The sequence below is a fragment of the Butyricicoccus porcorum genome, assembly GCF_051246315.1.
Taxonomy (GTDB): domain Bacteria; phylum Bacillota; class Clostridia; order Oscillospirales; family Butyricicoccaceae; genus Butyricicoccus_A; species Butyricicoccus_A porcorum.
In genome coordinates this window covers 408571-422874 of record NZ_CP178353.1, presented here as the reverse complement: position 1 = coordinate 422874, position 14304 = coordinate 408571, and the positions used below count along the sequence as shown (strand labels likewise).

The 14304-nt window shown below is 54.6% G+C and carries 8 protein-coding genes and 1 CRISPR repeat array (1 of these 9 only partly in view); of the genes, 2 read left to right on the top strand and 6 right to left on the bottom strand.

Annotated features, from left to right (window positions below; all coding sequences use genetic code 11):
* Positions 1 to 14 precede the first annotated feature (14 nt).
* The 6 genes from xdh to ssnA form a co-directional block, all read right to left on the bottom strand.
* Positions 15 to 2807, bottom strand: coding sequence for a selenium-dependent xanthine dehydrogenase (xdh, locus tag ACLM7Z_RS01930; RefSeq protein WP_273350140.1), 2793 nt, complete (start codon positions 2805 to 2807; stop codon positions 15 to 17).
* A 193-nt stretch (positions 2808 to 3000) separates the two neighbouring features.
* Entirely contained in the window at positions 3001 to 4242 is a 1242-nt protein-coding gene (thrC, locus tag ACLM7Z_RS01925) for a threonine synthase (RefSeq protein WP_087022125.1), read from the bottom strand.
* A 15-nt stretch (positions 4243 to 4257) separates the two neighbouring features.
* A complete protein-coding gene (locus tag ACLM7Z_RS01920) occupies positions 4258 to 5733 on the bottom strand; it encodes a pyridoxal-phosphate dependent enzyme (RefSeq protein ID WP_273350142.1) in 1476 nt (491 codons plus the stop codon).
* Between the two features lie 139 nt (positions 5734 to 5872).
* Positions 5873 to 7249, bottom strand: coding sequence for a dihydropyrimidinase (gene hydA, locus ACLM7Z_RS01915; RefSeq protein WP_435645533.1), 1377 nt, complete (start codon positions 7247 to 7249; stop codon positions 5873 to 5875).
* 97 nt (positions 7250 to 7346) lie between these two features.
* Positions 7347 to 8789 carry a uracil-xanthine permease family protein gene (locus tag ACLM7Z_RS01910; RefSeq protein WP_087022116.1) on the bottom strand — a complete coding sequence of 481 codons (1443 nt, stop codon included), beginning with the start codon at positions 8787 to 8789 and terminating at the stop codon, positions 7347 to 7349.
* Positions 8790 to 9186: 397 nt separating this feature from the next.
* Complete coding sequence (gene ssnA, locus ACLM7Z_RS01905; protein ID WP_435645532.1) at positions 9187 to 10524, bottom strand: putative aminohydrolase SsnA; 1338 nt, start codon at positions 10522 to 10524, stop codon at positions 9187 to 9189.
* 330 nt (positions 10525 to 10854) lie between these two features.
* Here ssnA and ACLM7Z_RS01900 point away from each other — a divergent pair, with 330 nt between their 5' ends.
* Both ACLM7Z_RS01900 and csm6 read left to right on the top strand, forming a co-directional pair.
* Positions 10855 to 11667, top strand: coding sequence for a helix-turn-helix domain-containing protein (locus ACLM7Z_RS01900; RefSeq protein WP_087022110.1), 813 nt, complete (start codon positions 10855 to 10857; stop codon positions 11665 to 11667).
* 968 nt (positions 11668 to 12635) lie between these two features.
* A complete protein-coding gene (csm6, locus tag ACLM7Z_RS01895) occupies positions 12636 to 13970 on the top strand; it encodes a type III-A CRISPR-associated CARF protein Csm6 (RefSeq protein WP_435645531.1) in 1335 nt (444 codons plus the stop codon).
* Between the two features lie 59 nt (positions 13971 to 14029).
* Positions 14030 to 14304: direct repeats of the CRISPR family, unit length 32 nt; unit sequence TTTTCGTCCCCCGCAGGGGTGTGAGTTGGTTC; it runs 492 nt beyond the window's last position.

The following is a 14304-nucleotide window of genomic DNA, read 5'->3' as shown; positions in this document are numbered from 1 at the left end:
TCCTTTGGACGTGGCTATTTGTGGAAAAAAGAAAGGGAGTGCTTCGGGCAGTGAGAGATGCACATGCCGCAGTGCAGGCAGGCATCCGGATCCATTGCCCACGATTTGTCCGACCGGCTGACGCAAATTGCTTCTGCCGGGCAGCCGCGCATGCACATGCCGCAGAAGATACAGGTTTCCGGGTCGAATAGGATATCACCATTCTGCAGGACAAGTGCGGTATATGGCAGCTTTTCCTTCGGCGCATACGGCGTGTTTTCCAGCGGCAGTGCGGTGCGCAGCTGTTTGTCGAGCGCATAATAGGCGCCTGCAATGGCCGGGGCAGTCGGAATGGATGTGATTTCGCCGCAGCCGACGGCGCCGAGCGCGAGTTTTTCTTTGTTCTGTTCGACGATGATCGGAATGATTTCCGGCGCTTCAAGCGCACGCGGTACGCGCAGCGAACCGTATTTGACCTTCGGAATGCCGTTTTCCAGCGGAAAGCGCTCTTGTATGGCGTAGCCCATGCCCATCAAAACACCGCCTTCAATCTGCCCCTCGACGTTGAGCGGGTTGATGGCGCGCCCGACATCGTGTGCGGCATAAATCTGGGAAATACGGCGCGTTTCCGGGTCGACGACAGCGAGCTGGGTCGCGTAGCCGTAACCGACATGCGAAACCGGGTTTTTCTTGATTGACCCCATCTTGTCGGTCTTGGCGAGATACGTGCCGAGGTATTCCTTGCCGTTCAGTGCTTTCAGCGAGCGGTAATTTTTGAGATCACGATTGAGCAGTTCACAGGCGCGGCGCAGCGCTTCGCCGGTGACGAGTGTCTGGCGCGAGCCGGAGGTCACACCGGAGTCGGGAGCGTTGATGGTCTCCGCCGGGACATAAACAATCTGACTTTCGTCCAGCTGTGTGCACTCGATGGCGACCATGGTCAGAATCGTGCCGAGTCCCTGCCCGATGCAGCTGGCGCCCGAACGGATGTAGACTTTGCCGTCCTCGACTGTCAGGCGGCAGCGGCCCCAGTCGGCCAGACCGACGCCCGTGCCCGCGTTTTTCATGCAGCAGGCGATGCCGACGTGCCCGCGGTTTGCGTCGAAAACGTCCTTGACCGCGAGCAGCGTTTCTGCGAGCGCAGTGCCGGGAAAGGCCACCTGGTTGTTCGGCAGCACCTGTCCGGGGCGAATGGCGTTGCGGAACCGGATTTCCCACGGGGTAATGCCGACCATCTCCGCCAGCAGATTGAGGTTGCTTTCGGATGCAAAACAGGTCTGCGTGACACCGAAGCCGCGGAACGCACCGGCGGGCGGGTTGTTGGTATAGACGGCGATGCCGTCGATGTCGATATTCTGGAAGTTGTACGGCCCGGCGGCATGGGTGCAGGCGCGCTGCAAAACCGGTGCGCCCAGCGACGCATAGGCGCCGGTGTCTGAAATGACGGTTGCCTTGACTGCCTTGATATAGCCGTTGTCGTCACAGGCGGTCGTCATGTCGATTTCCATCGAATGGCGCTTCGGATGGATCATCAGCGATTCCTGGCGGGACAGACGCATTTTGACCGGCTTACCGGTGTGCCATGCCATAATGCAGGCGTAATGCTGTACCGTCAGATCCTCCTTGCCGCCGAAGCCGCCGCCGACCAGCATGTTGACCACGTGCATCTGGTCGGGTTTCACGCCCATGATATTGCAGCATTCGTGCTGGGTCGCGTAAACGCCCTGGTCGGTCGAGTAAATGGTGCATTCGCCGGTAGTTTTATCTGCAATGGCGACCGCACATTCCGGCTCGAGGAAGGCATGCTCTGTCCACGGCGTGGAGTAGTGGCGGGTGACGACGTGCGGCGCGCGGGCAATTTCCAGTTCGACATCACCGCGCACGAGATGCTGGTGCGACAGGATGTTGTCCGCATGCCCTTCGTGGACAATGGGCGCGCCGTCTGCCATTGCCTCCACCGGGCTGAATACACCGGGAAGCTCTTCGGCCGTGACACGAACCAGCTTTTTCGCTTTTTGCAGCGTTTCGTCGTCGTCCGCTGCAATCAGGCAGACCGCGTCACCGATGGTGTGGCTGATGCCGCCGCGCGGGACGAGTACCGTCCAGTCCTGCATGATGTGGCCGGTGACATTGGAGCCGGGGATGTCCTCGGCAAAGTAAATGCCGCGCACACCCGGCAACGCCTGTGCCTTGGATACGTCGATATCGAGGATACGGCAGCGGGCATAGGGGACGCGCACAGCGCCGCCCATCAGCATGCCGTCGAGATACAGATCATCGGGATATTTGCCCGTACCGAGCACTTTTTCACGCGCGTCAATGCGCTGGGTGCGTGTGCCGATACCGGTGCACGCTGTCCGCTCCGGAACCGGCAGGTTTTCGCGAATGAGCTTTGCCGCGAGCCGGATGGCGGCTTTGATTTTCACATAGCCGGTACAGCGGCAATAATTGTCGCGGATGGCGTAGGCAATCTGTTCATCGGTCGGGTCGGGGATGCGGTCGATGAGTGCTTTGCCGCACAGTGTCATGCCCGGAATACAGAATCCGCACTGGACAGCGCCCGCCTCTGCGAATGCATAGGCATAGACCTCCTGTTCGCGCGGGGTCAGTCCCTCAATGGTTGTGATAGCTTTGCCTGTGAGCTGTGACAGCTTCCAGACGCAGGCACGTGCGGTTTCGCCGTCTATGATTACGGTGCAGGCGCCGCAGGCGCCCTCACTGCACCCGTCCTTTGCAGCGGTCAGGTGCAGGTCGTCGCGCAGAAAACGGAGCAGGGATTTGTCCGCTGTGGACTGGTATGTCTGCCCGTTTATGGTTACGGTAAACATGCAGCAGCCTCCTTTTCTGAATAAAGCCATGAAGTTACAGATTGTAATAACAGTATACCATGCTCCCGTCGGATATTCCAGACGGGGAGCGAAAACAAGGGTGCGGACCGCGCACGGCAGCGCCAATGGAATCCATCGCACCGCATGCAGGCCAACACCCTTGTCGGAATTGCTGTAAAGTTTTTGTGGGAATTTACTGCGGGCCGCCGGTTTTGCGGAATGCCTCAAGCAGCAGATCCATATCCGGTGCGATGGCGATGGGTTCTCCCGCAGCTGCAATGGCATTTGCGGTGTCCTTCAGCCCATTGCCGGTAACAACGCTGGTCACTGTCGCGTCAGACGGGATCAGGCCGAGCTCCACGGCTTTTTTTACACCCGCTGTGCCGGTGACACCGGCAGGTTCACCGAACACGCCGCATGTCCTGCCGAGCAGGCGCATCGCGGCGAGAATTTCCTCGTCGGAGACATTGACGCAGATGCCGTTGGATTCACGAATGGCACGCAGCGCCTTGTCGGGGTTGCGCGGCACGCCGACGGCGATGGAATCCGCAATTGTGTTCTCCTCCATCGGCTCCCATGCGGTGTCTGTCTGGATGGCGCGGTTGAGCGGGCAGCAGCCCTCCGCCTGTACAGAGATCAGCCGCGGCAGTTTGTCGATCAAGCCCGCCGCATACAGATCGGTAAAGCCCTTCCAGACACCGGAAATGGTACAGCCGTCGCCGACGGAAATGGCGACATAATCCGTCATGTTCCAGTTCAGCTGTTCTGCGATTTCCAGCGCGACGGTTTTTTTCCCCTCCATCAGATAGGGATTGATCGCCGCATTGCGGTTATACCAGCCCCAGCGGTCGATGGCCTCCGCTGACAGGCGGAAGGTGTCCTCATAGGAGCCTTTGACCGAAATGACATTTGCGCCGAAAATCATCAGTTGGCTGACTTTGCCCTTCGGCGCGCGCGACGGCACGAATATATAGGTGCGGAAGCCTGCGGCGGCGGCATTGCCCGCGAGCGAGGAGGCCGCATTGCCGGTGGACGAGCACGCGATGGTGTCCGCTCTTGCTTCTTCCGCCTTGACGACCGCCATAGCAGAGGCACGGTCCTTGAGTGATGCGGTCGGATTGACGCCGTCATCCTTGACGTATAACTTGCGGATACCGAGCCGGTCGGCGAGGTTCTGACAGTCATACAGCGGGGAACCGCCGACGCGCAGCCGCGGGCGGCGAGCCGTCCCTTCCACCGGAAGGAACTCGCGGAAGCGCCACATGGTGCGGTCAGAACGGCGTTCCAGCGTTTCCCGCGTTACATGCGCGGAAATCCATTTGTAGTCGTATTTGATATCCAGAATGCCGCCGCACTTCGGACAGGTTGTGATCGTAGGTGTTGCCTCGACCTCATGCCCGCAGTGGATGCAGACGGCGGAAATCACCTGTTTCATCCAAAGCTCCTCCGCTTACAGTTCTTTGAGCAGACCGGTGCGCTCGTTGAATTCATTGATGAGGTCATCGAGGTCGGCGGCCTGTGCGTGTACGGTGTCCCAGGTGCCCTCAGTGTCGTACCACAGTGCATCCAGCTCTTCGGCGGTCTTGCCCTGCTGTTCGACCCAGGTGTAGTACTTGAGGTTGTGCACGCGCTTGCGATCGCGGTAGGTCAGCTCCTGCATGTTGTCGGTCTTGAGACCGAGCATGTGCAGGTTGTGGTCGAGCAGCGCGTCGTTGCAGCTGTATGCGCCGTATTCTCTGTTCAGCTCGGCAATGCGGCTGCCGTACATGACGGCGGAGTCGGTCAGGACGGTGCCGACGATGTCGCGCTCGGTGAACTCATAGTATTTTGCCATCTTGATGCAGCACAGGACGTTGGCGATGCCGGAGATGCCGAGCCAGGTCAGCTGTTCGATCAGCGTGTCGTCCAGCTTCAGTTCCTCGCGCAGGTATTGCTGTCCCTCCGGCGTGTTGAACAGGCGCAGCAGGCGCTGGGAATCCTCATCGTCGATGGCAATTGCCATGTCGGTATTTTTGACGTTGTGAATCCATGGAATGTGCTTGTCGCCGATGCCCTCGATGCGATGGCCGCCGAAGCCGTTATTCAGAATGGTCGGGCACTGGAGTGCCTCGCCGACGCCCAGCTTCAGCCGTGGATACAGCTCCTTGAGGCGGTCACCGGTGGACATCGTTCCGGCAGAGCCGGAGGTGAAGCATGCGCCCGCAAAGCGGTCGCCCGGCCGTTTGACGGCTTCAAAGACATCTGCCAGCGCGTTGCCCGTGACGTTGTAATGCCACAGCGGGTTGCCCATTTCCTCGAACTGGTTGAAGATCATATAGCTCGGATCCTGCTTCAGCTCATTGGTCTTGTCAAAAATCTCCTTGACATTGGATTCACAGCCCGGCGTTGCGATCACTTCGGCACCGATGGAGTGCAGCCAGTCAAAGCGCTCCTGACTCATCTCCGCCGGCAGGATGGCAACGCCCTGCGCACCGAGCAGCTTGGAGTTGAATGCACCGCCGCGGCAGTAGTTGCCGGTGGACGGCCAGACCGCCTTGTGCTTTTTGACGTTAAACTGTCCAGTGACCAGGCGCGGCGCCAGACAACCAAACGATGCGCCGACTTTGTGGCAGCCGGTTGGGAACCACTTGCCGACCATCGCAATGATGCGGCACGGCACGCCGGTCAGTTCACTCGGAAGCTCAATATAATTCGGCACACTGCGGAACAGACCGCCGGATTCTTTCGGTTCATTTTTCCACGTGATGCGGAACAGATTGAGCGGGTTGACGTCCCACAGGCCGACCGTCTTGAGCTTTTGCTGAATCGCTTCCGGCACGGTCTCCGGGTTCTTCATCTGTGCAATGGTCGGAATGATGATGTGGTTTTCCCTTGCCGTCTGGATGTTGCAGGCAAGGGCGTCTTCCTCGCGGGTCAAATCTATCATGCGGGTAATTCCTCCAAAAATATTCCAGAAAACAGTGGGTTTCTTGTGCGACTTTGCGGTAAGTTGTTCCTATTGTAGCACGGTGTGGGGGATTATGCAATGAAAAATCAAATTAAATTTAAGGTTATCTAAAAAATTTTTATCGAATTTCCCCGAATGCCGGAAGACGGCGCGGGAGATACCGGCCGATGCATCCGGCTGTCAGCGCACCGTCCTGTGCGGTGGGCGTACCGCGCAGATAAACGCGGTCAATCGAGCAGGTGAGCGGCGTACCTTCCAGCGGCTCGTAGTCCGATGCACTGTGGTGCGCGGCGGCGGAGATGACCGACGGGCGGTTCGGGTCGAGGACGACAATATCCGCGTCCGAACCGGGTGCGAGCACACCCTTCTTTGGATACAGGCCGAACAGCTTTGCCGGATTTTCGCTCAGCAGACGGCACAGATCGGCAGGGGTCAGCCGTCCTTCGGAAACGCCGAATGTGTACAGCAGCACGCCGCGCGTCTCGACGCCGGGCAGGCCGCCCGGAATTTTGCGGAAATCATCTGCGCCGAGTTTTTTCTGTTCGGTCGTGAAGGAACAGTGATCTGTGGAGATAATCTGGATTTCGCCGGCTTTGAGTGCGTCCCACAGCGCGTCCTGGTCTTCCTTCGTGCGCAGAGGAGGCGCGCAGATGAATTTGTCTCCGTCTGGGCGGGAGAGCATGCCCTCGTCCATCAGCAGATACTGCGGGCAGGTTTCCGCAATGACGGTCTGTCCGCGCCTGCGCGCACGGCGGATTTCCTCCAGCCCTTCCTTTGTCGAGAGATGTACAATCCATATCGGGGCATGTGCGACCTGTGCAAGGCGCAGCAGGCGGGAAATCGCCTCCGCCTCCAGTGCAGCGGGGCGGCTGGCGGCATGGGAGTGCGGACCGGGAGCCGGTTTGCGCAACTCCTCCTCCTGCAATTCTTTGATGACCTCGTTGTGCTCGCAATGAACACCGCAGATACCGCCCATCGGGGCGAGCTCCCGGAGGATTTCATATACCGCGCGGTCGCCCACCATCATGTTGTCATAGGTCAGGTACAGCTTAAAGGTGCTCACGCCCTGCGCGAACATTGCGGGCAGCTCACTGCGCACACCGGCATTCCAGTCCGCGATGGACATGTGAAAGCCGTAATCGCAGCTGCACTTGCCATCTGCCATCGCATGCCAGTTGTCCAGTCCCTGCTGGAGCGTTTCGCCTTTGTACTGTGTGCCGAAATCGACAATGGTTGTCGTGCCGCCCGCAATGGCGGCCTGTGTGCCGGTGGCGAAATCATCCGCTGTCACCGTGCCTGCAACAGCGAGATTCATATGGGTGTGCCCGTCGATGAAGCCGGGGAACAGCAGCCGACCGGAGACATCGACGGTCTGCGCACCGTCTGCACACAGCCCGGTGCCGATAGCTGCAATTTTTTCTCCGTCGATCAGCAGGTCGGCGCGGGTGACGCCGGACGCGGTGACAATGCTTCCGCCCTGTAACAGTGTTTTCATAACCAATCTCTCCTCTGTACACAGCTCTCAGATATGCAAACAGGGGCGCACATGCTGTGCGCCCCTGTCGAAACACATATGGATTCTGAAGTGCAGGTTACGCAGCTTCGTCTTTTTTCTTGTCCTTTGGAAGGATGATGTTCAGCAGAATTGCTGCAAAGGCAGCCGGGACAATACCGGAGCCGCCGAAGATCAGCTGGACGTAATAGGGCAGCTGACCGGTTGCGCCCGCAGTGGAGCCGAGGCCATAGCCGAGGCCGAGGGCAACCGAAATGATGGTAATTTCGCGGGTACCGATCGGATCGCGGGTGACCAGCTGAATGCCGGAAACGAGAATGGATGCGAACATGATGACAGCGGCACCGCCGAGCACCGGCTGCGGCATGATGGAAACACATGCACCGATCTTCGGGCACAGGCCGCAGAGAATCAGGAAGATGGCGCCGCAGGTCAGTGCGACACGGTTGACAACCTTGGTCATGGTGACCAGACCGACGTTCTGGGAGAACGAGGTGTTCGGCAGCACGCCGAACAGAGCTGCCAGCGAGGAGCCGAGGCCGTCACACACAACGCCGCCGGATAGCTCGGAATCGGTCGCCTCCCGCCCCATGCCGCCTTCGATGCAGCCGGAGATATCGCCGACTGTTTCGACAGCCGTTACAATGAACATGATAGCAATCGGGAGAATGGCCTGCATGCTGAACGACAGATGGATATCTGCCAGCTTGCCGAAGCCGATGAAGCTCGGAAGCGCAAACCAGGACGCATTTTTCACCTGATCGAAATTGACGACCCATGCATAGGTATATTCCACGCCGTCGGCATTGACACCGGTGTGCGGCAGGGTCAGCGTCATGATGATGGCGACGACATAACCGACCAGAATGCCGATCAGGATGGATGAGGTGCTGAGCATGCTCTTCGGGTTGGTGAAATGCTTGAGCACCAGAATGACAACGAGCACCAGCAGGCCGAGGCCGATATTATACAGGGAGCCGTAGTCGTTGACGCCGTTGCCGCCGCACAGGTAATTGATGCCGACCGGAACGAGCGAAAGACCGATGGACATGACCACACAGCCGGTGACAACAGCCGGGAAGAACCGGCGCAGCGGTTTGAGGAACAGACCGAGTATGCCTTCAAAAATGCCGCCGACCACGCATGCACCCATGATTGCGCCATAGGTCAGTATGCCCGTTCCCAGAGTGGCCGCAAGGCTCTGGAATACACCGAGGAAACCGGATGAGGTGCCCATGACAATCGGAACCTTGCCGCCGCACGGGCCGATGGAAAACAGCTGAACCAGCGTGACAATGCCGGCGAGGGTCATGGCATTTTGCAGCAGCGCCGTGCGCAGGTCACCGAAGCCGGAATCTGTGGTCAGACCGCAGGCACCCATGACAATAATCAGCGGGGTGAGGTTGCCGACAAACATCGCCATGACATGCTGAAGACCCAGCGGGATTGCCTGCTTCAGCGGGATTTTGCCATAAAAGGTATACGGCGTTCCGGCTTCCGCAGGCCTGGTGTTTTTACTCATTTGAATCGCTCCTTATGATGAATTTCCCCTCCGGCGGAGGCGGAGAAAACAGACCGGAAAGAGATCCCTGACCGCCGGGAAAAGGAGAAGCTGCTGAGAAACTGCAAGAGAGTAGACAACCGCAGTAATGGCACTGCGTGCTACTCTCCATCGAACAGTCCTCTTTGTTTACTTTCTGTTAACAGAGTAACATAGCACCTGACGGAAGTCAACAAGTTTTTTCAAGCCCGCTGCGGGTATGATTGGATAAAATATACAAAAACGGATCGGTGGAATATCGGAAAAAGTGACGAAAAAGAAGAGGATTGGGGCGAAAAAAGAGAACAAATAGCGGCTCGATGCAGTACAACTGTTCAAAAAAATTTTTAGGATTCACAAAAAATTTTGCCTTTCGGCATTACCGCCCGCTGTTGATGCGATTCCACAGCTTTTGCGCACACTGGCGGGAATCGGACAGGATTTTTTCCTCATCCAGTCCGGTGAGCACGCGGTCACGCATAAGGACTTTTCCGGCGGCGATGGTGGTCGTGACGCTCCGGCCGGTCATGCCGAACAGAATATGTCCGTTGCAGTTGGTTTCGTCCATCGGCGTGATCGGATTGTAGTCGAGGACGATGACATCTGCTGCCGCGCCCGCGCGCAGCACACCCAGTTCCTGCTTAAAATATCGGTTCGCCATGACTGCGTTGTTGTGGAACAGCATATCCGGCACTTCGCTCCATGCTGCCTGTGCGTTGTGCAGATGGTGCTTGTGCAGGATGTTCGCAACTTTATAGGATTCGGTCATGTCGTGCGTATAGCCGTCGGTGCCGAGTCCGGTCAGAATACCCTTGTGGTACAGCTCCATCGTGGGCGGACAGCCGCAGGCGTTGCCCATATTGGATTCCGGATTGTGGACAACCATCGTATCGGTGTGCTTCAGCACCTCCATCTCGTGGTCATTGATGTAGATACAGTGCGCGCATATTGTCTGTCTGCCGAGCATGTCAAAATCCATCAGGCGGTCGATGATGCGTTTGCCGTGCTGTTCGAGACAGTCGTACAGGTCTTCGATGCCCTCCGCAACATGGATGTGATAGCCGGTGTCCGGCGGGAGAACGGAGGCACAGGTCTCCAGCGTGCGGTCGCTCAGCGTAAAGCTGGCATGCATGCCCATCATACCGGCGATCATGTCGCTGTCGTCTGCGCGGGCGTGGTTGATGAAATCGACGTTTTCCTGAATGGCGGCATCACATTTGTCCTGTCCGTCGCGATCCGAGATTTCATAGCACAGGCACGAACGGATGCCCGCCTGCTTCGCAGCGTCTTCGATGCGGAACAGACTGCCGCGGATCTTACCGAAGCTCGCATGGTGGTCGAAAATTGTTGTCACGCCATTTTTGATGCAGTCGATATAGGTGACCATTGCGCTCAGCCAGGTGCTCTCATGGTCGAGATTGCGGTCGAGGGTCCACCACATGCCGTCCAGAATGTCCAGAAAGCCGTGCGGGTTATAGCCTTTGACGCTCATGCCGCGCGCCATTGCGCTGTAGATGTGCTCGTGCATGTTGATGAAGGCGGGCATGATGACACCGCCCTTCGCGTCGATGAACTCTGCCTGCGGGTAGGCGGCACGCAGGTCGTCCAGCGCGCCGACTGCGGCGATGGTGCGGCCATCGATGGCGACCGCGCCGTCTGCATAAAACGGTGCGTCCGCGTTGCGTGTGATGAGTGTTCCGTTGCCGACTAGAAGCATAGCGATACCTCCCAAACTGTTTTTTTTATTGTAAAACAAATCTTGAGGGATTGCAATGCAGCGGACAGGATTTAGAAAAGGCGGGGATGCGCGGGGAAAGAAAAAACGCTGACCGAACAAACATGTTCCGTCAGCGTCTGCTGTTTGGTGGAGACGAGGGGAGTCGAAATTTACTCCTGTTAAAAAGTTAAAAAAATATTTTTTATTACTCCATCTGAAAACAAACAAATGACGGTTTTACAGCGTCTCGTTGAAAGCAAATCAAAGTAATACACATGGCTATGTGGTCAAATTTGTGGTCAGATAGCAAAGGACGAAAGGAAATGAACAATGCCAGTCATCCGCGTTGAGAAGAATAAGAACTATACTGCAATGAGCAATTATCACCTAAAAGACAAGCGCCTCTCTTTGAAAGCAAAGGGACTGCTCTCTATGATTTTGTCTTTGCCGGATAAATGGGATTACTCCGTTCGTGGCCTTGCAAGCATCTGTAAGGAGGGAAAAGATAGTATCGCACGCACATTGCGTGAATTGGAAGAATTTGGATATGTGTGCCGGGAACAGGCGCGTGCGCAAGGACGTTTCGCCAAGATTGAATATGTCGTATTTGAGCATCCCGACTTTAACACGTACCTCAACTGTGGTGAAGCAGATACATCGTGTTCTGCTGATTCGTATACTGCTGATCCGGGTACTGAATCACCGTGTACCGAAAATCCGAATACGGTGAATGAGGACGGTAATAAAGTAAAGAAAGAATCAAAAACTAAGAGAAAAAGTACTAAAACAATCAAGTACTTTCTCAATCAAGAAGCAGACGGACAGACGGATACAAGATTAAAAGACCTCGTGAATTATTTTTCACAGGTGTTTCATGCATCACCATCTAAGCAGCTAGCGGCGGCTATGAAGGACGCTCTCAAAGCGGGACTGACATATGGCGCGGTACAGCAGGCAATCGACGATGCTGCTGCACGACAGCCAGACCACCCATCGGCATACACTGCAACACTGGTGAAGGACTACATACAGCGTGGCGGCGCACCTACACTATCTCCAGCAAACCAACAGTCACACCTAGATGACCCGTTAGCAGACTGGGAGCGAGACTGGCTGGAGGAATTTAATGCAACAAGACAGTGAACAGTAACAGGAGGACTAAACCCATGACGAATTACGGCGCGTACACGCCTTCAGGGGAAGTTTTCTCTCAACGTGTAAAATTCCGTTCGCAATCGAAAATATGCCATTACAGACCGCCTCATCGCGTGGGCGGGCATATGGAGCAGATGATCAAGATAGGGGTGAGACTCCGCACCCCATATGGAGCGGAATCATGACCTGGGACTTCCATCGACAGGAAACTAGATAACGATTTGTTAGCGGGTTTTTGAAAGGGTGAGGCGGGGAACGAATTGTTCCCCGTCGAGCGCCAGACCTCCGCTGGCCAATTCACCTCAAAGCCATTCGGTACTACTGAAATGAAATAACACATGGGGTTAGCACTATGGAAAAATACATCTTATAGTCGTATTCCATCATCGGTATTGATGGAATGAATTTACCTTCATTTTTTTCGTTTCTTTTGGTCCTCCACATGAACACACAGAGATAGACAAATAATAGTTTCTCGCACAATATGCATCAATTCCAGTGTTAATGCAGAAAGGTCACATACAGAGCAAGATCATCTATCTCTCCATTGGTTACTTTCACATATTTGTGCTCGAATGTATTGCGTATATCACTTGTTCGCTTTAGTCGAGGATTCGGAGAGTTTTCAAACTTATCATAAAACTCTGCTAATCCAATACAGAGATAGAGATGCCAACGCAAAATTCTCGTTGTGGTTAAACATATTTTTAGAGGCGTAATGATTTTTTCCAAATCCAGTCAACCATATGCGACTCAAACTTACATCTGTTTCATGTATTTCAAGAAAGATAGATTTAGCATATATTGAAACAATCATGCTTGGAAGCTGCAATACATCAGTAGCAAAGCACATTTCTGCTACACGTACTATTCACTATGCAGCTATATGAACCACTTGAAGAACGACCTTCTGCGGTGTAAGATTATTGAAAACGGGTAAGAGAGGAGAAGAATGGATGAAAGTATTGTTTTCCTGTGTCGGTACCACCGACCCCATCCGCGGCATGCATGACGGAGCGATGCTGCATATTATGCGGCATTACCGTCCGGATGCTGTTGTCATGTATGTATCCCCGGAAATGAAGGCTCATGATGCAAAAGATAACCGATATGCGCTGGCTTTTGAGAGTATCCAGCAGCGTTATCCGGACTATCATCCCGAAATTCATCGCATTGATGGAGATGCCGTTGATGTATCGGAATTTGACAGCTTTTATGAGCCGTTTCAGAAAATCGTAAAAGACTGGAGTGCACAGTATCCTGACGCAGAAATTCTGTTAAATCTCAGTTCCGGCTCGACACAGATGAAAATGACAATGGCATTGCTGGCTATGGATCTGCGTTATCGAACAAAAGGTATACAGGTGAAAAATTTTGAACAACGTTCGGGAACCTCTGAACGAAGTTCTGAGGATAACTATGATATTCATGCTGAAATTGAATTAAATGAAGATGATGACGATGCTTCGCCCAACCGCTGCAGTGAACCTGATTTATTTTTGATCCGCAGAAATGAAGAACGGCAGCGAGTCAAAGCCATGCTTGACCAATACGATTACAAAGCATTGGAAGCCATGCGGGATGCGATTCCGGCGGACTGCCGGAAACTGGTCAGACATCTGGCACACCGGTCAGATTATGATTTCGCTCAAGCAGAACAACTTGCAGAAAACCTTCCGGTTCCCTTTTGCCTGTTTCCAATGCGTCCGTGCAAAAGCTGGGCAACAAAGCGGGCATACCGGGAAGAATCAGAGTATCTTCTCTGTCTCGAACTGATGCAGAAAACTGGTGCACTGACAAATTTTGTTTTGCGATTAAATCCACTGGTTTTACGTCTGCAGCAGGCATATTTAAAGCAAATCTGTTCCTTTGACTGTGGACAAATTACCATACGCAAAGGGAGCCATGTCCTGATCAGCCGGGACAAAATACGCGCATTGGATCCTGCGCTGGAAACATATCTGGATCAGCACTTTAATATTTTCCGTGATAATACTGATATCAGCATTGTGTTCTGTAACGCACTGCTGGCTTATCTCGGAAAGGCTGACACAGAAGAAGGAAGGCTGTTTACTGCATTGGAAAAGCTCAACCAGAGCCAGCGAAATGCCGCAGCGCATACCCTCAACAATACTACAGAGCAAGATATTTATGACCTCATTGGCTTCGGCAGCAAAAAGCTGGTGGAAAAGCTGGAGGCTCTGATACAGGAAATTTATGCAGACCTGTGCGATCCAAAGTTGTTCCGCATTTATGACACCTGCAACGAGTATATTTATCAAAGACTGTAATACAAGTCCATAAAAAGAGCAAAGCAGTGATCTGTCAAACAAGGCAGACCACTGCTTTTTTGTTGTCCCCCGCAGGGGTGTGAGTTGGTTCAAAAGGCCGAAGAAAAGTATTTCGAGAAATTTTTATTTTCGTCCCCCGCAGGGGTGTGAGTTGGTTCGGATAAGATCATGAAGAAGCTTCGCCGTATGGCTTTTCGTCCCCCGCAGGGGTGTGAGTTGGTTCGACGGTGAACTTTGACAAGTGAACATTTTTCTCATTTTTCGTCCCCCGCAGGGGTGTGAGTTGGTTCTTTGAGGAGATGATAAGCGAACACGGAAAAGGGTTTTCGTCCCC

Excerpts from the sequence above, each read along its gene's own strand:
- xdh (WP_273350140.1), bottom strand. The coding sequence starts at position 2,807 with ATGTTTACCGTAACCATAAACGGGCAGACATACCAGTCCACAGCGGAC.
- thrC (WP_087022125.1), bottom strand. The coding sequence starts at position 4,242 with ATGAAACAGGTGATTTCCGCCGTCTGCATCCACTGCGGGCATGAGGTC.
- ACLM7Z_RS01920 (WP_273350142.1), bottom strand. The coding sequence starts at position 5,733 with ATGATAGATTTGACCCGCGAGGAAGACGCCCTTGCCTGCAACATCCAG.
- hydA (WP_435645533.1), bottom strand. The coding sequence starts at position 7,249 with ATGAAAACACTGTTACAGGGCGGAAGCATTGTCACCGCGTCCGGCGTC.
- ACLM7Z_RS01910 (WP_087022116.1), bottom strand. The coding sequence starts at position 8,789 with ATGAGTAAAAACACCAGGCCTGCGGAAGCCGGAACGCCGTATACCTTT.
- ssnA (WP_435645532.1), bottom strand. The coding sequence starts at position 10,524 with ATGCTTCTAGTCGGCAACGGAACACTCATCACACGCAACGCGGACGCA.
- ACLM7Z_RS01900 (WP_087022110.1), top strand. The coding sequence starts at position 10,855 with ATGCCAGTCATCCGCGTTGAGAAGAATAAGAACTATACTGCAATGAGC.
- csm6 (WP_435645531.1), top strand. The coding sequence starts at position 12,636 with ATGAAAGTATTGTTTTCCTGTGTCGGTACCACCGACCCCATCCGCGGC.